This window comes from Synechococcus sp. GEYO (assembly GCF_900473955.1).
Classification (GTDB): Bacteria; Cyanobacteriota; Cyanobacteriia; order PCC-6307; family Cyanobiaceae; genus Synechococcus_C.
This window is the reverse complement of record NZ_UCNL01000008.1, coordinates 355,422-378,569: the sequence shown is the minus strand read 5'-3', so window position 1 is coordinate 378,569 and position 23,148 is coordinate 355,422. Positions and strand designations below refer to the sequence as shown.

Genomic DNA, 23,148 nt, shown 5'->3' with positions numbered 1-23,148 from the left:
ACTGTTTCTGACGGGGCGATAGGGATACCGCCCCGTTTTTTTGAGTTTGACGGTTTGAACTGCTGATCAGGTTTAAGTCACTCTTGCACTCTTTGTCTTTGTAGACGCTGGCTTCTCCAGTCATCCGGCAGCTGGGGTCGATTCGTGGCTAAAGAGCTGCTATGACAGGTGGTTTATAAGCCCTTGACAACTTGCTTTTTGACGTAATGATGCTAAAAATCTGTTCAAAACAATGTTTATTACTGTTTTCGGTCAGAAAGGGGGTGTTGCAAAAACATGTACGAGTGTTCATTTAGCTGCCATCTGGGCCCATCAAAACAAAAAAGTTGCCTTGATTGATGCGGATAGGAATCGTTCGGCAACCGCTTATGGAGCACGAGAATTGCTCCCTTATCCAGTCATTCCGATTGAAGCCGCAGCCAAGGTCGCAAGAGGTGCTGATATTGTTGTGACCGATGGTCAGGCAAGCAGCAACGAAGAAGAACTCAAAAATCTTGTTGAAGGATCGGATATTATTGTGCTTCCGACTACACCTCAAAGTCGCTCATTAGAGTTGACGATTGAAATGTCGACCTTGTTAAATAATTATCGGATCCCTTACGCCGCTTTGTTAGTCAAGGTTGATTCACGCAAACGGTCCTCAGCAGAATCAGCCGTTGAAATCCTTGAAGGTTTTGATATTCATGTTTTGCAGTCTCAAATTCCCCTTTTAAGTGCTTTTGAGAGCGCCGAAACCAACGGTGTCACGGTGGATCAGTCTGTTGATAAAAGAGGTCGGGCGCATTCAAGGCGCATGACGGGTTGGTCTGCATACGACAAAGCTTGCATTGAGATCGAAGAGCTTTACAAGGTTCATCGGGAAACAACAAGGTCGTTAACTCCAATCGGCTGGGATTTCACCCCAATGGAACAGAGAGCAGCATGATTCACAACGATATGTTGATTGCTAATTAGTCGTCAAACACTCGGATCTTTCCTGTCAACTTTTTTTGTTCGTTGTTTTTTGATGCAACGATCAAGATTGCATTTCAGAACGATTCCTGATCTTTCCTTTGACGCTTGATATTGCTGCACTTGTTGAATGACAACTCCTTTCGGGTGTTCAACTTCCTTTTAATCTAAAAAGATAGATTAAGTTTGACCGGAAGTCATATACGCTTGATCAGTCATTATCGTTTCTTCTGATCTTAGGAAGTCAAAATTAGGTTATATCCTTGATAGAATCCAAAGGCCACAACCCAGGCTACGATCATTGATACAGCCACAGAAAAGAGTGTAAATCTGGCCGACTTGGTTTCACCCCAGATGGTGGCAACCGTTGTGAGACATGGAACGTAAAGGAGACTGAACAGGCAATAGCTGAAACCTTGTTGGAAGTTGATGACTCCTCCAAGTGTTGATTTGAGTGCGTCGCTTCCTTCCGTCATTCCATACATTGTTGCAACCGCAGCCAACTGAACCTCTTTCGCAACGAAGCCAATGATGAGTGAAACTGTCAATAATGGATTGATTCCCAAAGGAGCCATCAAAGTTTGGAAGAAGGTTCCGATCTGTCCTGCATAGGTGTTCAATCCCTCAGAGCCACCAGGATAATTCGTAAGGAACCAGGTGATTGTTGTTCCGATGATCATGAAGACCGATAATTTTTGCACGAACGTTTTCATTTCACTCCATACATTCAGCGCAACTTGGTTAAACGTAGGAGTTCGGTAAGGGGGTAGTTCAATGACGAAGGGATCTTTTGATTTGAATTGTCCGCTGGCATTGAAGATCATTGCCATGACAAAAGCAACGACAAAGCTAATGATATAAAGAAGCCATAGGGCCACAGCACCCATGTTGCTTGGAAGGATAATTCCTAGAAAGAAAACAAATACTTGTAGTCTTGCTGAACACAACGCGAATGGTATGACAAGGATCGATAGCAATCGCTGACTGCGGGAACGAATCGTTCTTGTTCCCATAATTGCGGGAACATTGCATCCGAATCCAAACAGCTGCATGACAAAGCCACGCCCGTCAAGTCCAGCCTTGCGCATGATGTTGTCCATCAGATATGCAGCTCTAGATAGATAACCACTGTCTTCGAGAGCAGTCATCACCACAAAGAAGAAGGCAACAAGTGGTACAAAACCCAGCAGTGAAGCGAAACCTGTGTAAGGACCACTGATGACGAAATCTTTGACGACATCTGGGAGGAAGCTCAACCCTGGCTCTAAGACTGTGGTTTGTAACCAATCAGTGAAATCGCCGACTGGATCCTGCGCTGGCATTCCGATATTCCATATCAATAGGAATAGGACCAACATGGTGAGGAAAAAGATTGGCAAACCAAATATTGGATGCAAGAGCACGGCATCCATCCGATTCGTGAATGTCACCAGATTCTCCGGTGGCATTTCTATTCCCTGATCTAAAGAGTCTTGAATTTCTTCATCGGTGATTTTATTTTTACGACAAAACTCAATCAGTTCTTTCACTTTATACGAATTTGTAATGTCGTTAACCGTGTTCCAGATTCCGTCAATTGCCAAGCTGCAGCCAGCACCATATTTTGCGCTAATTGTAAAAACCGGCATCCCAAGAAACTGAGACAACTGCTGTGTATTGATCTTCACGCCAAAACGTTTTACTTCATCGGCCATATTCAAGGCAACTAAGCTTGGTACACCCAATTTCTTGAGTTGTAGCGGTAGAAGTATCTGTCGATCAATTTGCGAAGCATTGATCACACAAACGATTAGATCAAAGCTGTATTGTTCTAGGAAATCTTGAACGACTTTTTCGTCTTCTGTGAATCCATCTAGGTCGTAGATTCCTGGCAGATCAACAAACTCTACTGTTTTGCCATTACGCTCAACCTTAGCCTGCATGAAATCAACTGTTAGGCCAGGCCAGTTGGCGACACCAGCAGTGGCATTCGTAACACGATTGAAGAATGTTGATTTGCCCGTATTGGGTTGACCCACGAAGACGATCCTGGGCAACTCGTTTTTTGATTCCGTTGTCTTGCCGGTTTCTGCAGTGATCATGATGTGTTTTAAGGCTGATTGAAATGGAATAAACAGTTATCGTCCTGATTTTTTGAGATTAATCACATCAGTGATTTCCACCAAAGATGCTTCTGACTTGCGTATGGCAATCTCGGTGGTGCTGCCAACCCTCACCTCATAGGGATCTCCACCAGGAGCTTTGCGCATTACCTGAACGGTCCGACCTTTCCTTATTCCCATTGCCTCTAACCGATCCTTGAAGGAATTACTCAGATCGCTACCATCACTGCTCACACCAACGACAGTTGCTGAATGATGAACTGCTAGTTCACTTAAATCCATTGCGAAGCTGTGCGATTGCGTCTCTAATGAAAAGGCTAGAGCTCGTCGAATCGGCTGGCAATTAAAGAAGACCTTATAGCGCAATCACCGTAGAATTTGTTACGAGCAATGGCCTATTGAGATTGAAATAATGTGCAAAAACAGGAATGCATATTCATGGGATTATTGTTCGTTGCATATGTTACTTGGTAAATGTTGTTGCTTGCCGGTCTATGAAACGCTGCTAGTTTTAAATCAGATTATTCGTAATCATGTTGATTATTGAAATTGAATTGCTCATTGCATTAGTACTTGTTTTAATAGCTATTACACGTCGTACGGCGATTACCCAGTGGCTTGCTAACAGAAGATACCAAATTGGTCTCAAGAGAGCGCGGACATTATTTCGGTTTTTGGATCAAAAAGATGGTCAACAAGCTGTTATTAATCATCTTCTCGAAGAAGGGAATTTTTTGCGTTCAAAGCGTAGAGTTGGAGATTTTTATTGCATTCCAGCTGAGAATATTGATGGTGAACTGCAAGACATTATGCTTAGGATGTCGCATAAGAATGAGCCCAGGTGGGTTGCCCTACGAAGGTTGTATCTAAGTGCAATTCAGGATGGTTATTTCCAGAAATCTGTTATTGAAATTCCGCCCTTGTGGGATCGAGAGTTTGACGTTGCTTATGAGCATTGGAAAGACAACTTGTTAGGTACTATTCAAAAGTATGGCCCAGAAGGCGCTTGGATTGTTGCTTAAGAAATGGTTTATCACTTTAATGTTGATGTCGTATATTGAGTAAACTTTAATGTATTTATTCAATGAAAGATTGGCTGGCGTGTGTGCTTTGTTGTTGACTTTATCCAGGTATTGATGGATTTAAAAAGACTCTGAAGTAGTCGTCCAATCGTTTTGAACAACCTTTTGAGGCCTAGCGGAGGCAATTTCCCGCATTTGCTGCAGTGTGGCATTGGATTAATTGTCTTGTATCTTTTCAACTTAATCACCACTCCTTGTTGTGATCCGATTCTTTCTTTTTCCTTTCTGTCCCGTTAGGCATAACTGCTGCAGAAGTGATCGACTGATGCGCCAATATGTAACGTCGGTAAAGCTCGATCCCAATTCTGGCTTGCTTTTAGGACGTCCTTTTCTCCTGAATTCTCGTGTTTTATCAGTTTTTTTGTGTTTGCTATTCTCTCATCGATTGATCCCGCCTTCCGTTGTTGTTAGTGTGCTCTTAGTTCCGTCCTTGCCGCTGCAGATGAGAAAAGAGTATCAACATCTGGCTAAGAAGATGTCTCATGGTCAGCAAATGGTTTTTGAGAATGAGTTTGAGCTTCGTTGTAGACAACCTTCGTTAGGTGTTGTTTATGCTCTTCTTTTGGGTTGGTTTGGTTACCATCGATTTTGGCTGAAAGATCGTAAAAGCGGCTTTGTTTTTCTTGCCTTTTTTTGGACGTTATTGCCAGGTTTGTTTTCTGTCTTTGATGCTCTATGCATGCGTGAGTTGTGCACTGGTTATAACAACAAGCTTGCCAAGGAATTGTACGACAATATTAAGGAGATCAGTCCCTACTAAATGCTTGATTTGATTCTTGCTAGGTGTTTTGTTATTGCGTTGTTTTTGACGAATTGTTGAATCATTTGTATTTAAGGTTTTCGTGATCACTTGCCTTTCGGTTCTTTCTTCTTAGTATTCGTATTCCTCTTTTTTGGTGTGAGGAATCTCATGAAATTGTTCCAGCAACTGCTTGTTGCTCCTGCTGCCTTGGGCCTGCTGGCTCCGATGGCTGTTGGCGCTACTTACGTCAATGTTGCTGGTGTTTCTGACTACGCTTCTGTATCTTCTGACGCGGTTGCTGCTGAGCAGGTCACCAGCATCACCCAATTCTCCGACGTCTACCCGACCGACTGGGCTTATCAGGCTCTCAGCAACCTGATCGAGCGCTATGGCTGCGTCGCTGGTTACCCCAACGGCACCTACCGCGGTAACCGTGCCATGACCCGCTTTGAAGCGGCTGCACTGCTTAACGCCTGCCTCGACCGCGTCACCGAAGTGACCGACGAGCTCAAGCGTCTGATGAAGGAGTTCGAAAAGGAACTCGCCATCGTGAAGGGCCGCGTTGACGGTCTGGAAGCCCGTGTTAGCGAACTGGAAGCCACCCAGTTTTCCACCACCACCAAGCTTGAAGGTCAGACGAGCTTTGTGATCGGCGCCAACAGTTTTGGTGGTGATGTTGATGGTCTATCAGTAATTGGTAGTGAGCAGGACTACTCAAATCGTGATTATGGTGCAACAATTTTCAATTACGATCTTCAGCTCTATCTCAACACCAGTTTCACTGGTCAGGATTTGCTGACTACCACATTTAGATCCGGCAATTTCGGCGGCACACCGTTCGCTTCCGGAAATCCTACTAATTTATCGACTTTAGAGGTTGCATCGGATTCGGTAGACAAACTCTATATCGATAAAATTTTTTACTCATTTCCCGTTGGCTCTTCCCTTACATTTGTCGGTGGCGCCAATGTTGGTCAGGATGACATGATGCCGATGTGGCCGTCAATCTATCCTTCGGGTGATGGCAATACTGTTCTTGACGTTCTTACTCTTAATGGCGCTCCTGGCGCTTACAACAAGACTCAGGGCCCTGGCGCTGCACTGAACTATGAAAATGGCTGTTTTGTCGTAGGTGTCCAGTATGTTGCCGCCAATGGATCTACAAGTAATCCAACGGAGGGTGGAATCGCTACCGATGGCTCTGCTGGTGTTGGAACCGTTCAGATCGGTTGCCAGGCAGAACAGTGGGGCATCGCCGGTGTGTATTCCTACCTTCAAGATGCCAGTCTTGTCCCGTACACGACGTTCTTTACGCAGGAGAAATACCTCCTCAGCGATGCAGCCAGCAGCAGTTCTTTGAACGCCTTTGCTCTTTCCGGTTATTGGCAGCCTGAAGATAATAGTTGGGTTCCTGCAATCAGTGCTGGTTGGGGCCTTAACATCACCTCCAACACAGACAGTTCTCCTGACGGCATAGTCACAACCTCTCAGTCATGGCAAGTTTCTCTTCACTGGGATGATGCATTCTTGCAAAGTAATACTCTTGGTTTGGCGATTGGCCAACCAACTTTTGCTACTGCATTAAAAGGCGGCGACACTCCTTTTGATGGGAACTATGTCATGGAAGCGTATTATGGCTTCCAGGTTACGGATAACATTACTTTCACACCAGCTGTCTTTTATCTGAGTCGTCCACTGGGTCAAACAACTTACAGTGGTACTCAAGGAAAAGACGGTACGTTTAATCAGTTTGGAGGACTCCTTCGGACCACGTTCAAGTTCTGATTAAGTCCATCCATTCGAGTTGATGTCTCAATTTCTACAACATCGATTTTGTATGAAGTCAAGTCGGCCTGTTCTCCAGGTCGGCTTTTTGTTGATTAAGGCGGCACTAATCCTTTTAATGACACTCTGTTATGTAGTCAGTTAATTCCCAATGAGTGAACAGACCGATCAGACCCATCCGCTCTATGCAACTGATCGCGACCAAGTGGATTCTTTGCTTGGCCATCAGGGTGATCCCGGCCCAGAGCAGCTCACTGTGGCGGCGAGGCTTGTGATGCGATACGGCGATTTCCCAGGCGCCGAAGACATCAAACAGGACATTCAGAAGGTTGTGACTGGCTGGGGCCTTGACGCTCAAAGCCTCAATGCCCGTTGTCGTGAGATCTGGGCCAGTGGTTGGAAGCCTGGTCAGCAACTCGATAGCGATCTCGGTTCTGGTGCTGATGTGGCCGACCAGGAGGGATAAGTGCAGAGGAATGGGCGATCCCCAGTGAGTGTCGAGGCAGCCCATTCATCGGAACAATCCAGCGTTTATGCAGGATTTGGAAGCACCTTCCCTGCCCTGGCTTCCTCTGCAACTCGGCGCAGGTCGTCGCATCCTTCCTTCAATGTTGGATAGGCGAACATTCCGCTCCCAGCAATGAAGCAGTTAGCGCCTGCAGCGCAACATTGGGAGATGGTCCAGTTCGCTTTGATGCCGCCGTCGACTTCGATGTCAACGCTCAGTCCACGTTCATCGATTGTTTTTCTCAGTTTTGAAATCTTGTCCAACATTGTCGGGATATAGGCCTGTCCACCAAATCCAGGATTCACAGTCATCACCAAAACGTGGTCGACCATATCGAGGACGTTTTCAACCATCTCCATGGGTGTATGTGGATTCATCGCCACAGATGGGCTGCCCCCGAGTTGCCGGATCCTGCCGAGTACCCGATGCAGGTGTGTGTTGGACTCAACGTGGGCAATCACCACTCCAGGCTCTCCGTTTGGGCCCTTGGTTGCATTCACGTATTCCTCAAGCATCGTTTCTGCGTTGTATTGGCTCACCATCAGCTGAGTCTCAAACTTCACATCGCAGTATTTCCGGCACGCCTTAATCAGTTCAGGGCCGAATGTGAGGTTCGGCACAAAGTTGCCGTCCATCACGTCAAACTGAATCCTGTCGACACCAGCGGCTTCGAGATCCTTCACGCATTGGCCCATCGCGGCCCAATCAGCGGGCAACACCGATGGAATGATCTGAATCGGGCGTTCTGATGCGGTCATGGAGGGCCTTAAAACTCGGGGGACTTTAGAGAAGAACCCCTGATCTGAGGTTTGTTTGAATTGACTGATACAGTAAGCCGCGCTTTTGAGCGAAAAGCCCAGTGGCGCCAAGCCCTGAGAGCTGATCCTCTCCGCATTAGTTCCCCGCCGCACAACAGTGGATCGCACTCTCATCCAGGAAATTCTTGAGGTCGTTGAGCAGGCGGCCATAGCCTCTGCCGAGCTCACAGGCCTCGGCCAAAAAGACGAAGCTGATGCCGCAGCGGTGGAAGCCATGCGCAAGCGCATGGGTCAAATCGAAATGCAGGGCCGGATCGTGATTGGAGAAGGCGAGCGTGACGAAGCTCCCATGCTCTATATCGGTGAAGAAGTCGGTTCAGGCAAGGGGCCTGGCGTTGACTTTGCTGTTGATCCCTGCGAAGGCACCAACCTTTGCGCGAACAACCAACGCGGATCAATGGCTGTGCTCGCAGCTTCCGATCGTGGCGGGCTGTTCAATGCTCCTGACTTCTACATGAAGAAGTTGGCAGCTCCCCCGGCTGCTAAGGGCAAGGTTGACATTCGCAAATCGGCGACGGAGAACATCAAAATTCTCAGCGAGTGTCTTGGAATAGCTGTAAGTGATCTTACGATTGTTGTGATGGATCGAGCTCGTCACAAGAGCTTGATTGCTGAAATCCGTGCGACTGGTGCCAGGGTTCAGCCAATCTCCGATGGTGATGTGCAAGCCGCCATTGCCTGTGGTTTTGCTGGCACTGGCACCCATTGCCTCATGGGCATCGGTGCAGCTCCCGAAGGTGTGATCTCAGCAGCGGCTATGCGCGCTCTGGGCGGCCACTTCCAAGGTCAGTTGGTTTATGACCCTGCCATCGCTCAGACCTCTGAGTGGGCTGACATGACCAAGGAAGGCAACTTGGCGCGACTTTCCGAAATGGGGATCACCGATCCCGACAAGATCTATGAAGCTGATGAGTTGGCTTCTGGTGAGCATGTGATTTTTGCTGGAAGTGGCATCACGGATGGCCTGTTGTTCCACGGCGTTAAGTTTGAGAACGACTGCACTCGCACAAGCAGCCTGATTATCAGCAACCTTGACAACACCTGCCGTTTCACCAACACGGTTCATATCAAGGACGGTGCACAGAGCATTGCTCTGAGCTGACCTCCTTCTTTCAGCAGCGAGGGTTTTCTCCATGCACATCGCCGTTGTCGGCCTCAGTCATCGAACGGCACCGGTCGAAGTGCGCGAAAAGCTCAGTATTCCTGAGCAAACCATGGAGGAATCCCTGCAGAATCTGCGGGGTCATGACCAGGTGCTTGAGGCTTCGATTCTCAGCACCTGTAATCGTCTTGAGATTTATACCCTGGTTCGCAACCCTGAATTGGGAATTTCGGCAGTTAGGGAGTTTTTGAGCGGACATTCCGGACTGGATACCGGCGATCTGAAACCCCACCTGTTCACCTTTCACCACGAAGATGCCGTTGGTCATCTGATGAGGGTTGCCGCCGGTCTTGACAGCCTGGTGCTTGGGGAGGGGCAGATCCTGTCCCAGGTCAAGAAAATGATGCGCCTGGGGCAGGAGCACAAATCGCTCGGCCCGATCCTCAATCGATTACTCACCCAAGCTGTGAGCACAGGGAAAAGGGTTCGTAGTGAAACCAATTTGGGGACCGGTGCCGTTTCCATCAGCTCCGCGGCTGTTGAACTTGCCCAGTTGAAGCTGGGTCAGAGCCGTGGTGTGGATGATCTGGTCACCCTTGAGGATGAACAGGTGGCTGTTGTTGGGGCGGGCCGAATGAGTCGTCTTCTGCTTCAACATCTGAAAGCGAAGGGTGCTTCAGGTGTTGTTGTTTTGAACCGCACTGTGAGCCGTGCACAAGCTCTCGCTGCAGACTTCCCGGATCTGCCCGTGCAGTGCCGCCCACTCGAGGATCTTGATCACTGCCTGAGCACCTGTTCGCTGGTCTTCACCAGTACGGCAGCGGATGATCCAATTATTGATGCCAATCGACTTCAGCAGTTGAATCGTCGCAGTTCGCTGCGCCTGGTCGACATCGGCGTTCCCCGCAACATTGACGCTGATGTGGATGGAATCTCCGGTGTTGAGGCTTACGACGTCGATGATCTGAAGGAAGTTGTCGAACGCAATCAGGAAGCTCGACAGCAGGTGGCTCGTGAGGCTCAGGGCCTGCTTGATGAAGAAGCGAGGCTTTTCCTGGAATGGTGGGACAGCCTGGAGGCAGTTCCGACCATCAACCGACTTCGTTCTTCTCTGGAGTCGATTCGCTCAGAAGAATTGCAAAAGGCGCTAAGCCGCATGGGACCTGATTTCTCGGCCCGTGAGCGCAAGGTGGTGGAAGCTCTCAGCAAGGGCATCATCAACAAGATTTTGCACACCCCGGTGACATCACTGCGTGCACCACAGCAGCGCAGCGAACGACAAAATGCATTGCTTGTGGTCGAGCGTTTGTTTGATCTGGTCCAGGATGACGAGCAGGAACGCTGAGTGATTTCCGACTCGCAAGTTCCCTGTCTAAAACTGATTCCCAGCATTCTCGTCGGATCTGGCCCATGCATCGGTTTGGAGCACCAAAAGTCCGGTAGGTTTGCCCGGCAAAGCCGATCTGCGGGGGCGGCATGAAGCGTGTTCTGGCCATCATTCTCGGGGGAGGAGCGGGAACGCGTCTATATCCCCTCACCAAGATGCGGGCCAAGCCCGCGGTTCCTCTCGCGGGTAAGTACCGACTGATCGATATTCCGATCAGCAACTGCATCAACTCCGACATCAACAAGATGTACGTGATGACGCAGTTCAACAGTGCGTCGTTGAACCGTCACCTGAGCCAGACGTTCAATCTCAGCAATTCCTTTGGTGGAGGCTTCGTCGAGGTTCTTGCTGCTCAGCAGACTCCAGACAGCCCTTCCTGGTTCGAAGGCACTGCTGATGCTGTTCGCAAATATCAGTGGCTATTTCAGGAATGGGATGTCGATGAATATCTAATCCTGTCTGGTGATCAGCTGTATCGCATGGACTACAGCCGTTTTATCGAGCATCACCGCCGCACTGGAGCCGATCTGACGGTGGCGGCTCTCCCTGTTGATGCCAAACAGGCTGAATCCTTCGGTCTGATGAGAACAGATGGTGACGGCAATATTCAGGAATTCCGTGAGAAGCCAAAGGGTGACTCCCTGCTTGAGATGGCCGTCGACACCGCACGCTTCGGGTTGAGTCCCGAATCTGCGAAGGAGCGCCCTTATCTGGCTTCGATGGGCATTTATGTGTTCAGCCGTCAGACACTGTTCGATCTCCTTGATGGCAACACCAACCACAAGGATTTTGGCAAGGAAGTCATCCCTGAGTCACTTGCTCAAGGGGACAAACTCCAGAGCTATGTCTTTGATGACTACTGGGAAGATATCGGTACGATCGGTGCGTTCTATGAGGCCAACCTCGCGCTGACACAACAACCACAACCGCCGTTCAGCTTCTACGACGAGAAATTCCCGATCTACACAAGGCCGCGTTATCTGCCTCCGAGCAAGCTTGTTGATGCTCAGATCACCAATTCAATTGTCGGCGAAGGGTCGATTTTGAAGTCCTGCAGCGTTCATCACTGCGTTCTGGGCGTCCGTAGCAGGCTTGAGTCGGATGTGGTCATTCAAGACACCCTCGTGATGGGTGCTGATTTCTTCGAGTCGAGCGAAGAGCGAGCCGTGCTTAAAGAGCGCGGTGGCATCCCTCTCGGAGTGGGTCAGGGCACCACGGTCAAGAGAGCCATTCTCGACAAAAATGCTCGTATTGGTTCCAATGTCAGCATCGTGAATAAGGACCATGTTGAAGAAGCTGATCGCCCGGAGCTCGGCTTCTACATCCGAAATGGAATCGTGGTCATTGTCAAAAATGCTTCGATTCCTGATGGAAGTGTGATCTGATCATTCATTCCTGACAGAGATGGACCACGTTGCAGCCGACTTCGGTTGTCGTGGTCACACTGTTGTCAGTGAATCGTCCAAACGAGCATGTCCAAGGCCCACTTCGGTCTGATTGGCCTAGGCGTGATGGGGGAAAACCTTGTCCTCAACGCTGAGCGCAATGGTTTCTCGAGCGTCGTTTACAACCGCACTTACGCAAAGACCGAAGAGTTTCTTGCTGGTCTGGGTGCTGGTAAGAACATTCAGGGCGCCACGGACCTTCAGGATTTCGTTAACAAACTGGAGCAGCCACGACGCATCTTGATGATGGTCAAGGCTGGTGGACCTGTGGATGCTGTGATTGAACAGATTTCCCCCTATTTAGATGAGGGAGATCTGCTAATTGATGGTGGTAACTCCGAATATCACGACACCGAACGCCGCGTTGCTGAGCTGGAAAGTAAGAGTTTTGGTTTTATTGGGATGGGCGTCTCGGGTGGAGCCAAAGGTGCCCTGGAGGGGCCGAGCATGATGCCCGGGGGGACCAAGGCCTCCTACGACGCGATTGAAAGTCTGGTTTGCAAGATGGCAGCCCAGGTCGAGGATGGTCCTTGCGTCACCTACATCGGACCAGGGGGATCAGGTCACTTCGTGAAGACCGTTCATAACGGCATCGAGTACGGCATTGAGCAGATCTTGGCGGAGGGTTACGACCTGATGAAACGGGTCGGTGGCATGAGCAGCCTCGAGATGGCCGATGTGTTCGCTCACTGGAACAGCACAGAAGAGCTCTCCTCTTATCTCGTCGAAATCACCGAGGTGTGTTTGCGCACGATGGATCCTGATGATGGGACCACACTTGTTGAGAAGATCCAGGACAAGGCCGGTCAGAAAGGGACGGGTCTCTGGACAGTTGTCAGTGCTCTGCAGATGGGGGCCTCGGTGCCCACGATCTATGCCGCCCTCAATGGACGGGTGATGAGCTCCATGAAAGACCAGCGCATAAAGGCTGAGCCGATTTTGAAGGGGCCGGCACTTCAGTCCTTCGATATGGGCTCATCCGCCGATGGCATGGCTCCTCTCATGGATGCCATGGTTCTGGCATGTATGGCGAGCTACGCCCAGGGCATGGAGCTGCTACGGATTGCATCCGCCGAGCACAACTACAACCTGGACATGCCTTCGATCGCACAGATCTGGAAAGGTGGTTGCATCATTCGCGCCCGCTTGCTTAAGCGCATTCAAGATGCTTTCAACGCCAACCCCCAGCTGGAAAACCTGTTGATCGATCCCTGGTTTGCCGATCAAGTGAACCGACGTCTGCCCGGTTTGGCCAAAGTGGTTGCTGGTGCTGCTGCTGCTGGCGTGCCGGTGCCGTGTCTCAGCAGCACTCTCGACTACATCAACAGCTACCGCACAGCACGACTGCCTCAGAACCTTGTACAGGCGATGCGCGACTGCTTCGGTTCCCACACCTACGAGCGCATCGACAAAGACGGCACCTTCCACACCGAGTGGCTCAACTGAGGACCGAGCGATGAGCTCCTATCGCATCGAGCAGGTTGGTACGACCCGAGGTCTTGCTCGAAGAGCCGCCGAGCACATCGGATCGGCGATTGACCTGGCTCTTGATCAGCGGGATCGGGCGCAGATTGCCTTGTCTGGTGGCAGCACCCCTGCTTTGGCCTATGCATTGCTAGGTCAGGAGCATCTGCCCTGGGACAGGGTTGATGTGTTTCTGGGCGACGAACGTTGGGTTGCCGCTGAAGATGAATCAAGCAACGCACGCATGTTGCGTAACACCCTGCTCAAGCAGGGTCAGCCTGGAGCTCGCGCTTGTTTTCATCCCGTTCCGACGGTGGAACTGGCGTCTCCGGAAGCCAGCGCCGAGGCTTTTGCGGAGTTAGTGGCCAAGGTCTGTCAGGGCCAGCCACCCGTGTTCGATTTCATGCTGCTCGGGCTTGGTGATGACGGTCATACGGCGTCACTCTTCCCTGGCACTGAGGCTCCTGGAGTCCGTGATCGCTGGACCACCATTGGACGGGGCAAAGGGCTTGAGCGGATCACTCTCACGGCACCTGTGCTCAGTGCTGCACGCCAGGTGGTGTTTCTCGTGAGCGGAGATGCCAAACGCCAGGCTCTGTCGCGACTCGTCGATGCAGATGAATCCCCGGAGCGCACACCTGCCAAGCTGGTTCAACCGGGTTCCGAGATTCTCGTGCTCGCCGATCAGGCTGCTGCTGAAGGTCTTTGACAACAACTCCCCACCACCAGCCACCTGAAATTCGAGTGATCGCTGCCGGTGACTCCTTTCGCGAATGGGCCAGCCTCAATGACACAATTATGGGCGGGTCCAGCAGTGCCGGCTGCAGATTCAGTGATCAGGGCCTTGTTCTCGAAGGCGAAGTGGTGAGTGAAGGGGGCGGTTTTGTGAGCTGCCGTTCGCCCGTCTACCGACCCCCCTTGGATCTCGTTTCCTACTCAGGGTTGCGTCTGAGACTGGATGGGGAAGGCCGCAGTTTCAAGTTTGCGGTGGCTTGCAGGGATGGAGTGTTTGGACTCACTGAGCTGATTCCAGGTGGATTGCGTTGGGTCACGACGGTTGCCACTGAATTAACGGACACCACGGTTGTTGAACTTCCCTTTGACCGCCTCAAGCCTGTCGTCCGTGCCAAACCTGTCAGCCTTCCGGTTCGCTTCGATCCGTCGTGCATCACTCGTCTCCAGTTACTGCATTCACGATTCGGTGACGATGGTGAGCCAAATCCCGGCTATCGAGCTGGTGCAATCAAGCTTTTGATCCGCTCGATCGAAGCGTTTTGAGATGAGTGCTTGCTCTGCGCTTGAGACGTTGATCGCCTCTGCAGCAGACCTGTGCCGCAAGCCTGTGCTTCATGCCGTCCTGTCTGCCGAGGATGCAACGCTCGATGACTACCGAGGACGGATCGAATGTCGTGATGTAGACGGGAATCGTCTCGAAGAGCTCGATCTCGAGCTTGAGCTGTATCGCAGTGGCGAGGAGCTCAATCTCACCCTTGCCTGGGTTGATCAACCTGCAAGGCCGATGCTTTGGCACGGTCAGCACCCTGTTTGGATGGATGGTGAAACGGGCAAGCGTTGCTCTGCTCCAGCCGATGGAGCACCACTTGAAGCCCTTGCTCGACGTCTCAGAGCCCTGCTGGTCTGATCAGGGTTGATCTGTGACCGCTCCCCTGCTGCTGGAGCTGACAAGACGTGCATATTTGCCAAGAATGCCGGTTCGATAGCGGGGCGGCGGACTGCTCCAGGCAGCGCGTCTGCGCTCCAGTTCGGCTTCATCCACATTGAGTTGAAGCACAAGTTGATTGGCGTCAACGGTGATGCTATCGCCCTCTTCAACCAGTCCGATGTTGCCTCCAACGGCTGCTTCGGGGGCCACATGCCCAACCACCAGTCCGTAGGAACCACCACTGAAGCGACCGTCGGTGATCAAGGCCACTTTTTCTCCCAGCCCCTGACCAACGATGGCTGCAGTGGGTGACAGCATCTCGCGCATACCAGGTCCACCCACTGGCCCCTCGTAGCGCACGACGACAACGTCTCCTGCCTTGATCTTGCGTTCAAGAATGGCCTCCAGGCAGGTCTCTTCACTTTCAAAGACCCTCGCTGGGCCCGTCAGTACAGGTGATTTGACACCGCTGATCTTGGCGACGCTTCCTTCAAGTGCAAGGTTGCCTTTGAGAATGGCCAGGTGTCCCTTCTGATAAATGGGTTTGCTGATCGGGCGGATCACATCCTGATCAGCTGGGGGGGCTGAAGGCACATCTTTGAGTAGCTGCTTCAGCGTCTTTCCTTCGATCGTTCGGCAATCTCCATGTAGGAGGCCGGCGTTTAGCAGCAGTTTCATTACCTGGGGGATGCCGCCTGCTCTGTGGAGATCAACGGTGACGTATCGACCGCTCGGCTTCAGATCGCAGAAGACCGGAACCCGCTGGCGGATCTGTTCAAAGTCATCGATGGTCAATTCGACTCCGGCCGTTCTCGCGATGGCGAGCAGATGCAAAACCGAGTTGGTTGAGCCGCCAACGGCCATGATCACGCTGATGGCATTTTCAAAGGCCTCTCTGGTCAGAAGATCCAAAGGCCTGATATTTGCTTTCACCGCTTCAACAAGGACCTCCGCTGACCGAGCAGCGCTGTCGGCTTTTTCAGCATCTTCAGCCGCCATTGTTGAGCTGCACGGGAGACTGAGCCCCATGGTTTCGATCGCTGCACTCATCGTGTTGGCAGTGAACATGCCGCCGCAGCTTCCAGCTCCAGGGCAGGCATTTTTTTCGACGGCGATGAGTTCGTCCATGTCGATCTTGCCGTTCGTGAGCTGACCCACGGCCTCAAAGGCACTCACTACGGTGAGATCGCATCCACCGAGTTTTCCCGGCTTGATTGTGCCGCCGTAGACAAAGATCGCCGGGATGTTCATCCGGGCCATCGCCAACATGGCGCCGGGCATGTTCTTATCGCACCCGCCAACGGCAAGCACGCCATCCATGCTCTGGCCGTTGCAGGCCGTCTCGATCGCATCGGCAATTACTTCACGGCTGACGAGGGAGTACTTCATCCCCTCGGTGCCCATGGAGATCCCATCGCTGACGGTGATTGTCCCGAACATCTGAGGCATGCCTCCGGCCAGGCGCGCTGCCGCTTCTGCACGCTTCGACAAATCGTTCAGGCCCACATTGCAAGGTGTGATCGTGCTGTAGCCGTTGGCGATCCCGATGATCGGTTTGCCGAAATCCTGGTCACCAAAGCCCACGGCTCGCAACATCGCCCTGTTAGGGGAACGCTGGATCCCCTTGGTGACGGCATCGGAGCGGAGCATGGACGATCTCGCGTTGCGGCGATTCACTTCGGTCAACCTACCGGCCGCTCTGTCACTGTCTGGAGCCGAGATCTTCAAGCTGACGGCGCACATCTGCAATCGCGGAATTCAGCTGTTCGACGCGAGCTTCAAGGTGGCTGTCGGTGTCGGGTTCTGGACGATCCCCTGCGCTGAAGGCCTCACTACCATCCTGCATGCGCGGTGCGTAGAGCATCGAGCGCTGGTTGCGAAGTCGCCGACGGCGGTCAGCCTCGGAGAGCAGCCACCATCCGAAGCCTGCCGCTCCCAGAACGGCACCACTAACAAGGGTGGCCAGAGTTCCTGATCCAGAGTCCTGCTGCCGCGCCATGGGCTTCCTTTTAATATTTCCAGCCTAGTGCGGCTGAGCTGTTCTGATTCCCAGTCTTTGCAGGGGATCACCGATTCCTGGAAGGATCCGGCCTTGCTCGTCGAGGTCGGCATCGATACAGGCTGTATGGATTGTGATCTCCGGGTAGGTCTCACCGATTTGCTTCAGTCCTGGGCTGGCGGTGAGCGCTGTGATCACCCTCAGCCGCGGTGCTTCGACGCCCAGTTGCTCCAGACGCCGCAGCAGTTCGATCAGTTCATCGCCTTGACGGATCTGATCCAGAAGCAGCACCACACCGGCCTGGGCTTCAATCGCTTCAGGCAGACCTCCCAGGCAAAGTTCGGCGCTGGGCAGCACTTGGCGTGCACCTTCCCAGAGCTGTAGTCCTCCCGGGAATATCGGGGCGGCCAGCAGTGGAACCGCTGTTTCAATCACCGTTCCTTCCGTGCTGGCCAGAGGAGTTTTGATCACATCTCTGCGATGAGGCAACCAGTCGCGGATCGCTTCATAGCTGAGCCAGCGTCCGAGCTCCTCCATGGCCGTTCGGAACAAAGCCGGTGGTGTCCCCTCATGCCTCAGCACGGTCAGCCAGTGGGCGATCAGGGGATGGGGCGGTACCACTACCCGGAGAGTCTTGGCCATGACGCGTGGCTGGGCAGTCGTCTGCCATATCGTGACTGCTCAAGTTACGGCAGTTGTCCCTAAAGACCTGTCGAGCGTTCACCCACCATGGTCTTGTCTGCTTTTTTTCAATCTGTTTCCCGCCGCTTAATCGCTTCGTTGCTGTGTGGCCTGCTCGTCGTCATCGGACTGGTGGTCGGTGGTGATGCTGCTGATGCGATCACGGCTCCTGAGCTGCGCGGGCAACGGGCTGTTCAAGACATAACTGCCGATATGCATGGGCGCGATCTCAAAGAGAAGGAATTCCTCAAGGCTGACCTACGCGAGGTGAATCTCAGCGAGACCGATTTGCGTGGTGCTGTGATCAATACCTCGCAGCTCCAGGGTGCTGATCTTCGGGGAGCGGACCTTGAGGATGTCGTGGCCTTCTCTAGTCGCTTCGACGGAGCCGATCTTCGCGATGCCAACTTCACCAACGCGATGTTGATGCAAAGTCGCTTCAACGATGCTGAAATCGAAGGAACGGATTTCACCAATGCTGTGATCGACCTTCCCCAGCTCAAGGCGTTGTGCGTCCGGGCCACAGGTGTGAACAGCCGCAGTGGTCTTAGTACCCGTGAATCCCTGGGGTGTCGCTGATGCCTTCACGGCTTCCAGTCACCGTGATCACCGGCTTTCTCGGGGCCGGTAAAACAACGCTTCTCCGACATCTTCTGGTGAACAGCGGCCAGCGCTTGGCAGTGATGGTCAATGAATTCGGCTCGGTCGGTTTGGATGGCGATCTCATCCGCAGCTGTGGCTTCTGCCCTGAAGACGAGGTTGACGGTCGGTTGGTGGAGCTCAACAACGGTTGTTTGTGCTGCACGGTTCAGGACGACTTCCTGCCGACGATGGAGACCTTGCTCCAGCGTTCGGATCAGCTCGATGGAATCGTCGTGGAGACCAGTGGCCTGGCACTGCCCAGACCGCTCCTAAAGGCTCTTGAGTGGCCAGCCATCCGTAAGCGGGTTCATGTGAATGGGGTGGTCACCGTTGTGGATGGGGAAGCTCTCAGTGCAGGAAGCCCCGTTGGCGATCCCGCAGCCCTTGAACGTCAGCGTCAGGAGGATCCCAATCTGGATCACCTCACTGCCATCGATGACTTGTTTAAAGATCAGCTTGAGGCGGCAGACCTCGTGCTGATCAGTCGATCGGATCGACTCGATGCCTCCCAATTGGAGTCAGTTCAACAGCAGCTTGCAGAACGGGTGAGGTCAGGAGCTGGCACCCTGGCGATCAGTCGAGGCATTGTGGATCCAGCGCTTGTGCTGGGGATGGATCACGCCCACCAGTCGATGCCCGTTGACATTGACTCCCCACACGATGAACATGACAGCCACGGCCATGACAGCCATGACCAGGGGCATGGCCATCATCATCACGATCACACCCATGTGGAGGCGGTCAGCGGTCAGATTCAACTGGAGGGATGCTTCGAGCGTGGACAGCTCGAACAGTTGCTCAGCAGCTTTGTGATCGACCACGATGTGATCCGGCTGAAGGGACGGCTCTGGATTCGGGGAAAAACCCTTCCTCTTCAGATCCAGATGGTGGGTCCTCGTTTAGAAAGCTGGTTTGAGTCTGCTCCGATTGAGGCCTGGAAGCCTGTTGGTAGCCAGGGTCTGGAGTTGGTGGTGATCGGTTTGCAAAGTGATTCCACCCAGCGACTCGAACAGCGCTTGCAGAACACTTGTCTGCAGGGAGTTTGATGATCTTGCGGTGGTTCGCAACAGCAGCTCTTTTCGGAGGGCTATGGAATTCGTTCATCGCCGTCAAGGCCGAAGAACCACGGCTTCAACAGGGGATGAGTGTGAGCTACCGCTGCAGCGGTGGCGAGCGGCTTGAGGCGACCTATTACGAGCTACGCGATCGTTCTCTGGCGTTTGTTCGACTGCGACTGCCGGATGGACGTCAGCTGACATTGCCGCAGGTCGCTTCGGCATCGGGAGCTCGATTCAGTGCTGACCGCGAGCTCACCTGGTGGATCAAAAGCAACAGCGGTTTCCTTCAACAGCGCGACTCTGAGGGTGAGTGGCGCGTCACGTTGAAGGACTGTGATTCGGTGGTCTAGAGAGCGGCCCTTTAATTACGGACTTCCAGCCGATCCGTGCCGCTGCGTTCGATCAGTTGAGCCAGTTCGAGCATGTCGGACCTGTTGACCAGGCCGATGCAACCCAGAGTTCCGCTGTTGGCGTTCTGAAGCCCCGCGCTGGGATCCAGGTGGATCCCCAGCACTCTGCGACCGGTGGTGAAGGTGGGCTCGATGCTGATCCACACAGGACCAAGCTCGGGGTAATGACCGTCGGTCAAGGGTTCAACGACACCCACGCTGTAATTCCCGATCGGCAGGGGCGCACGGCTACCGAGCTGGTCACGATTGGCGTTCTGACGATTGGCTCGGCCACTGACGGCGTCAAAACGACGCAGAGGTTCACCAGGAATCTCGATTTTGAGGTTCCAGATGGGATCTCCGGTTGTTGCCAGCCGACGATCGGTGCGCTCGAGAACAAGGGTGGGAGCAGGATCGGGCTTCGGCGCTTCAGGCTCAAGCAACGCCATCAAGGATTGCCGTTTGAACGGTTTGGCTTCAGCTCTCGCTGCAGACGTCAAACCTGTCCCTGCCAGAACCATGGCCAGGGTCAGACCTGAGAGCAGGCTGCTGAACAGAGGACGAGTTCTGACGATTTGCATCCCGTTGGCAGAAAAACGTGCCTGTCCTAAGGGGGATGATTATCGCTTGATGAATGAATAAACGGTTGTTCAGCTGGCCTCGAGTTGTCGCCAGTCCAGGCCAGGGCAATGGGCGACGATGGCCGCCGTCGTCCTCATGTAGTCCGCATAGGAGGGAAGCTCACGAAGCAGTGCGCGTTCCTCGCGCCGAGCTTTGCCGGTGAGAACTTTGATCAGAAGCAGAAACAGCAACAGATGCAGCATGCTTCCCAACGCGATCACCACTCCAAGAGAACAGACCAGAACCGCTCGGTAGAGAGGATGGCGGCAGCGTGCATAGACGCCTGTGGTGACCAGATCAGCTCCCGGTTTCGGATCCGGTAGCGGAGAAAGGCTGGGCCCCAGTGTCAGAAATCCTTGGACGGCCAGGCCCAGGCCGATTGTCAGGGTGATCAGGCCCATGATTTGAGCTGCAGCAGGCCAGGCAATCCCGAACAACCCCGGATTTGGCCATGCAGGGATCAGATGACAGCTGATTAGGGCCAGCTGTGCCATCAACCACCACTCACCACGTCGGTTGTTGAACCAGCCGTCCCAGCTCAACCCCCAGCCTGTGAATGCTTGTTTCCAGCCGCTCATGGCGGGGCTGTCTCCATCACGACTGCTCCTGAGTGGGACCATGCTCCAATTCTGACCTCCCATCAATCATGAGAACCGTCGTGATCACTGGTTCCAACAGGGGAATCGGGGCCGCGGTGGCGCGCACGTTGATCAAGCAAGGGCAGCGACTCTGCCTGGCAGTGCGCGATCCCAAGGCCTTGTCGGGAACCGATCTGGACCCCGATCTATTGCCCGATCGCCTGATGTCATGCCCCTATGACGCTCGCGTTCCAGAAGATGCTCAACGGGTTGTCGACACGGCTCTGAGCCGGTTTGGATCCCTGGATACGCTCATTCACTGCGCTGGAATCCTGCGTCGGACTCCCCTGTTGTTCAGTGAAGAGCAACGCGCTGAACCGGATGAACTCTGGAACGTGAATGTGATGGGTCCCTGGTGGTTGACTCGGGCTGCCTGGCCTGCCCTCGTTGATTCTGGACGGGGTCGGATTCAGGTGCTGGTTTCGATGAGCGGCAAGCGCTGCAAAGGTTCGCTTGCTGGATATACCGCGAGCAAATTCGCATTGATGGGCCTCTGCCAAACCATGCGCAACGAGGGTTGGGATCAGAACATTCGTGTCACCGCTGTCTGCCCTGGTTGGGTCAATACCCAAATGGCCGCCGGGGTGAAAACAATGCCGCCCGAGCAGATGACACAGCCTGAGGATCTGGCCAGTCTCTGCGCGCATCTGCTCACGCTTCCGTCGGCGGCGGTGCCTTTTGAATGTGCCGTTAATGCAGCGCTCGAGCGTTGATCAATCCAGAGGGATCTCTCCTCGGGCGCAAATGTCGTTCCAGCAGAGCGTCCTTTCCGCGACCCAACGGGCCTGCACTCCCGTCCAGGTGCTGTTGCCATTCCGCTGCATCTTCATGCGCCCGCTGCCGTCATGTTGGAAGCGCACGGTTGTGTTCTCAAACGCCAGTTGCCAGCTGCTGCCAGGTTGATCGCTCTCATAGCGACAGTCTTGCCACGCTTGATGCTGTTGCCGACATTCCACGGGCACGCTGACTGCGGGTTGGGCTGGAGCAGCCAGGCCGAGGCCAGCCGCAAGTAGCACGCTGGCCTGGCTGAAGGAGCGGATGAGGGGTGCCAGTGGATAGCGCACGGACTGGACTTTGCAGCAAGGGGCTTTTTCAACGTGCATTTCGTCGAACGAAAGCGGTCCCCTGGCCTGTCAATATTTAACAATTGCCGCTCGGAGCCCGTGCCGCGTTACCAAGCCCGCGTTCTGGTGCACCTGCGCCCATCGGTACTCGATCCAGCCGGTGAGGCTGCCAGGGCAGCCGCGTCCCGTCTCGGTGTGGAGGGTGTGGAACGACTGCGTATCGGCAAAGCTGTGGAACTGGAAGTCGAGGCCTCTGATGAGGCTGAAGCACGCCGAAACCTGGAGCTGCTCAGTGATCGGCTGCTTGCCAATCCAGTGATCGAGAACTGGACTCTTGAGTTGACCCAGTCATGACCATCGGCGTTGTCGTTTTTCCTGGATCGAACTGCGACCGTGATGTTCGTTGGGCGACCGAGGGCTGCTTGGGGATGCCAACGCGATACCTCTGGCACGAGGAACGTGATCTGAGTGGTCTTGATGCGGTCGTCCTTCCCGGGGGATTCAGCTATGGGGATTACTTGCGCTGTGGTGCAATCGCCAGATTTGCTCCAGTCCTTGAATCACTGCTCAGTTTCGCTTCATCCGGTGGACGGGTCCTAGGCATCTGCAATGGTTTCCAGGTGTTAACAGAGCTGGGACTTCTACCTGGCGCGCTCACCCGCAACCGTGATCTTCATTTCATCTGTGAAGACACTGCTCTTTCTGTAGCGAGTGATCGCTCGCCATGGCTGTCTTCCCGTGGCCGGGGAAGCCAGTTTTCCCTGCCGATTGCCCATGGAGAGGGGCGCTACCAATGCAGTGATGACACGCTGAAGCAGCTTCAGGACGATGACGCCATCGCCTTGCAGTACTGCGTGAACCCCAATGGTTCCGTTTCGGATATCGCCGGCATCACCAATGCCTCGGGTTCGGTGCTCGGACTGATGCCTCATCCTGAGCGTGCTTGTGATCAGCAGACGGGAGGAACGGCAGGTCGAGCCATCCTGGAAGCGCTGCTCTCCTGACCC

The 23,148-nt window shown here is 53.3% G+C and carries 27 protein-coding genes; 18 read left to right on the top strand and 9 right to left on the bottom strand.

Translation table 11 applies throughout. The features are described 5' to 3' along the window. Positions 1 to 232 precede the first annotated feature (232 nt). Complete coding sequence (locus tag DXY37_RS09225) at positions 233 to 925, top strand: ParA family protein (RefSeq protein ID WP_115126336.1); 693 nt, start codon at positions 233 to 235, stop codon at positions 923 to 925. Between the two features lie 262 nt (positions 926 to 1,187). Here the strand turns inward: DXY37_RS09225 and feoB are convergent, their stop codons facing one another. Together feoB and DXY37_RS09215 are read right to left on the bottom strand one after the other, a co-directional pair. Continuing rightward, positions 1,188 to 3,032: a ferrous iron transport protein B gene (gene feoB / locus DXY37_RS09220; protein ID WP_115126335.1), complete on the bottom strand. Its 1,845-nt coding sequence runs from the start codon at positions 3,030 to 3,032 to the stop codon at positions 1,188 to 1,190. A 36-nt stretch (positions 3,033 to 3,068) separates the two neighbouring features. Continuing rightward, complete coding sequence (locus tag DXY37_RS09215) at positions 3,069 to 3,335, bottom strand: FeoA family protein (protein ID WP_115126334.1); 267 nt, start codon at positions 3,333 to 3,335, stop codon at positions 3,069 to 3,071. 251 nt (positions 3,336 to 3,586) lie between these two features. On the opposite strand from DXY37_RS09215, the gene DXY37_RS09210 reads away from it, so the two are divergent. The 4 genes from DXY37_RS09210 to DXY37_RS09195 all read left to right on the top strand — a co-directional run bounded on the left by DXY37_RS09210 (position 3,587) and on the right by DXY37_RS09195 (position 7,128). After that, on the top strand, positions 3,587 to 4,075 hold the full coding sequence (locus DXY37_RS09210) for a hypothetical protein (RefSeq protein ID WP_115126333.1): 489 nt from the start codon (positions 3,587 to 3,589) through the stop codon (positions 4,073 to 4,075). A gap of 325 nt (positions 4,076 to 4,400) precedes the next feature. Next, positions 4,401 to 4,895, top strand: a complete 495-nt coding sequence (locus DXY37_RS09205) for an NINE protein (RefSeq protein WP_115126332.1) — start codon at positions 4,401 to 4,403, stop codon at positions 4,893 to 4,895. A 150-nt stretch (positions 4,896 to 5,045) separates the two neighbouring features. Continuing rightward, positions 5,046 to 6,662 (top strand): iron uptake porin, encoded by a 1,617-nt coding sequence (locus tag DXY37_RS09200; RefSeq protein ID WP_115126331.1) that lies wholly within the window; start codon positions 5,046 to 5,048, stop codon positions 6,660 to 6,662. 151 nt (positions 6,663 to 6,813) lie between these two features. Then, the gene (locus DXY37_RS09195) at positions 6,814 to 7,128 is read left to right on the top strand and encodes a DUF3288 family protein (protein WP_115126330.1); all 315 of its coding nucleotides are present in this window, start codon (positions 6,814 to 6,816) and stop codon (positions 7,126 to 7,128) included. A 65-nt stretch (positions 7,129 to 7,193) separates the two neighbouring features. Here DXY37_RS09195 and rpe read toward each other — a convergent pair whose 3' ends face one another. After that, on the bottom strand, positions 7,194 to 7,928 hold the full coding sequence (gene rpe, locus DXY37_RS09190) for a ribulose-phosphate 3-epimerase (RefSeq protein ID WP_115126329.1): 735 nt from the start codon (positions 7,926 to 7,928) through the stop codon (positions 7,194 to 7,196). 157 nt (positions 7,929 to 8,085) lie between these two features. On the opposite strand from rpe, the gene glpX reads away from it, so the two are divergent. The 7 genes from glpX (at position 8,086) to DXY37_RS09155 (ending at position 15,028) form a co-directional block, all read left to right on the top strand. Then, positions 8,086 to 9,090, top strand: a complete 1,005-nt coding sequence (gene glpX / locus DXY37_RS09185) for a class II fructose-bisphosphatase (protein WP_115126328.1) — start codon at positions 8,086 to 8,088, stop codon at positions 9,088 to 9,090. 31 nt (positions 9,091 to 9,121) lie between these two features. Continuing rightward, positions 9,122 to 10,435: a glutamyl-tRNA reductase gene (locus DXY37_RS09180; protein ID WP_115126327.1), complete on the top strand. Its 1,314-nt coding sequence runs from the start codon at positions 9,122 to 9,124 to the stop codon at positions 10,433 to 10,435. 131 nt (positions 10,436 to 10,566) lie between these two features. Beyond that, on the top strand, positions 10,567 to 11,862 hold the full coding sequence (locus DXY37_RS09175) for a glucose-1-phosphate adenylyltransferase (protein WP_115126326.1): 1,296 nt from the start codon (positions 10,567 to 10,569) through the stop codon (positions 11,860 to 11,862). A gap of 87 nt (positions 11,863 to 11,949) precedes the next feature. Beyond that, complete coding sequence (gene gndA / locus DXY37_RS09170; RefSeq protein ID WP_115126325.1) at positions 11,950 to 13,368, top strand: NADP-dependent phosphogluconate dehydrogenase; 1,419 nt, start codon at positions 11,950 to 11,952, stop codon at positions 13,366 to 13,368. A 10-nt stretch (positions 13,369 to 13,378) separates the two neighbouring features. After that, positions 13,379 to 14,095 carry a 6-phosphogluconolactonase gene (pgl, locus tag DXY37_RS09165; RefSeq protein ID WP_115126324.1) on the top strand — a complete coding sequence of 239 codons (717 nt, stop codon included), beginning with the start codon at positions 13,379 to 13,381 and terminating at the stop codon, positions 14,093 to 14,095. Further along, a complete protein-coding gene (locus DXY37_RS09160; RefSeq protein WP_256377373.1) occupies positions 14,092 to 14,664 on the top strand; it encodes a CIA30 family protein in 573 nt (190 codons plus the stop codon). The genes pgl and DXY37_RS09160 overlap by 4 nt, the downstream gene beginning before the upstream one ends. Position 14,665: 1 nt before the next feature. Further along, positions 14,666 to 15,028, top strand: a complete 363-nt coding sequence (locus tag DXY37_RS09155; protein WP_115126323.1) for a hypothetical protein — start codon at positions 14,666 to 14,668, stop codon at positions 15,026 to 15,028. Here the strand turns inward: DXY37_RS09155 and ilvD are convergent, their stop codons facing one another. Genes ilvD through DXY37_RS09140 form a run of 3 tightly spaced genes read right to left on the bottom strand, consistent with a single transcriptional unit; the run spans position 15,029 to position 17,690 of the window. Then, on the bottom strand, positions 15,029 to 16,699 hold the full coding sequence (gene ilvD / locus DXY37_RS09150) for a dihydroxy-acid dehydratase (RefSeq protein WP_115126322.1): 1,671 nt from the start codon (positions 16,697 to 16,699) through the stop codon (positions 15,029 to 15,031). A gap of 52 nt (positions 16,700 to 16,751) precedes the next feature. Then, the gene (locus tag DXY37_RS09145; protein WP_067095008.1) at positions 16,752 to 17,048 is read right to left on the bottom strand and encodes a hypothetical protein; all 297 of its coding nucleotides are present in this window, start codon (positions 17,046 to 17,048) and stop codon (positions 16,752 to 16,754) included. Positions 17,049 to 17,072: 24 nt separating this feature from the next. Further along, positions 17,073 to 17,690, bottom strand: coding sequence for a uracil phosphoribosyltransferase (locus DXY37_RS09140; RefSeq protein WP_115126321.1), 618 nt, complete (start codon positions 17,688 to 17,690; stop codon positions 17,073 to 17,075). 87 nt (positions 17,691 to 17,777) lie between these two features. Here DXY37_RS09140 and DXY37_RS09135 point away from each other — a divergent pair, with 87 nt between their 5' ends. The 3 genes from DXY37_RS09135 to DXY37_RS09125 are packed head-to-tail and all read left to right on the top strand — an operon-like array spanning position 17,778 to position 19,779. Next, positions 17,778 to 18,308: a pentapeptide repeat-containing protein gene (locus tag DXY37_RS09135; protein ID WP_115126320.1), complete on the top strand. Its 531-nt coding sequence runs from the start codon at positions 17,778 to 17,780 to the stop codon at positions 18,306 to 18,308. Further along, positions 18,308 to 19,417 carry a cobalamin biosynthesis protein CobW gene (gene cobW, locus DXY37_RS09130; protein ID WP_115126522.1) on the top strand — a complete coding sequence of 370 codons (1,110 nt, stop codon included), beginning with the start codon at positions 18,308 to 18,310 and terminating at the stop codon, positions 19,415 to 19,417. Before DXY37_RS09135 ends, cobW begins: the two co-directional genes overlap by 1 nt. Continuing rightward, positions 19,417 to 19,779, top strand: a complete 363-nt coding sequence (locus tag DXY37_RS09125) for an MliC family protein (RefSeq protein ID WP_115126319.1) — start codon at positions 19,417 to 19,419, stop codon at positions 19,777 to 19,779. The genes cobW and DXY37_RS09125 overlap by 1 nt, the downstream gene beginning before the upstream one ends. Positions 19,780 to 19,790: 11 nt before the next feature. Here DXY37_RS09125 and DXY37_RS09120 read toward each other — a convergent pair whose 3' ends face one another. Together DXY37_RS09120 and DXY37_RS09115 are read right to left on the bottom strand one after the other, a co-directional pair. Next, positions 19,791 to 20,399, bottom strand: a complete 609-nt coding sequence (locus tag DXY37_RS09120; RefSeq protein WP_115126318.1) for a hypothetical protein — start codon at positions 20,397 to 20,399, stop codon at positions 19,791 to 19,793. Between the two features lie 69 nt (positions 20,400 to 20,468). After that, the gene (locus tag DXY37_RS09115; RefSeq protein WP_371638052.1) at positions 20,469 to 21,059 is read right to left on the bottom strand and encodes an isoprenylcysteine carboxylmethyltransferase family protein; all 591 of its coding nucleotides are present in this window, start codon (positions 21,057 to 21,059) and stop codon (positions 20,469 to 20,471) included. 26 nt (positions 21,060 to 21,085) lie between these two features. Here DXY37_RS09115 and DXY37_RS09110 point away from each other — a divergent pair, with 26 nt between their 5' ends. After that, positions 21,086 to 21,790: an SDR family NAD(P)-dependent oxidoreductase gene (locus DXY37_RS09110; protein ID WP_170951830.1), complete on the top strand. Its 705-nt coding sequence runs from the start codon at positions 21,086 to 21,088 to the stop codon at positions 21,788 to 21,790. Here DXY37_RS09110 and DXY37_RS09105 read toward each other — a convergent pair whose 3' ends face one another. Beyond that, positions 21,791 to 22,180, bottom strand: a complete 390-nt coding sequence (locus DXY37_RS09105; RefSeq protein ID WP_244277007.1) for a hypothetical protein — start codon at positions 22,178 to 22,180, stop codon at positions 21,791 to 21,793. 60 nt (positions 22,181 to 22,240) lie between these two features. Between DXY37_RS09105 and purS the strand changes: the two genes are divergently transcribed. Beyond that, positions 22,241 to 22,495, top strand: a complete 255-nt coding sequence (gene purS / locus DXY37_RS09100; protein ID WP_067094991.1) for a phosphoribosylformylglycinamidine synthase subunit PurS — start codon at positions 22,241 to 22,243, stop codon at positions 22,493 to 22,495. Next, a complete protein-coding gene (gene purQ / locus DXY37_RS09095; protein ID WP_067094988.1) occupies positions 22,492 to 23,145 on the top strand; it encodes a phosphoribosylformylglycinamidine synthase subunit PurQ in 654 nt (217 codons plus the stop codon). Before purS ends, purQ begins: the two co-directional genes overlap by 4 nt. Positions 23,146 to 23,148 lie beyond the last annotated feature (3 nt).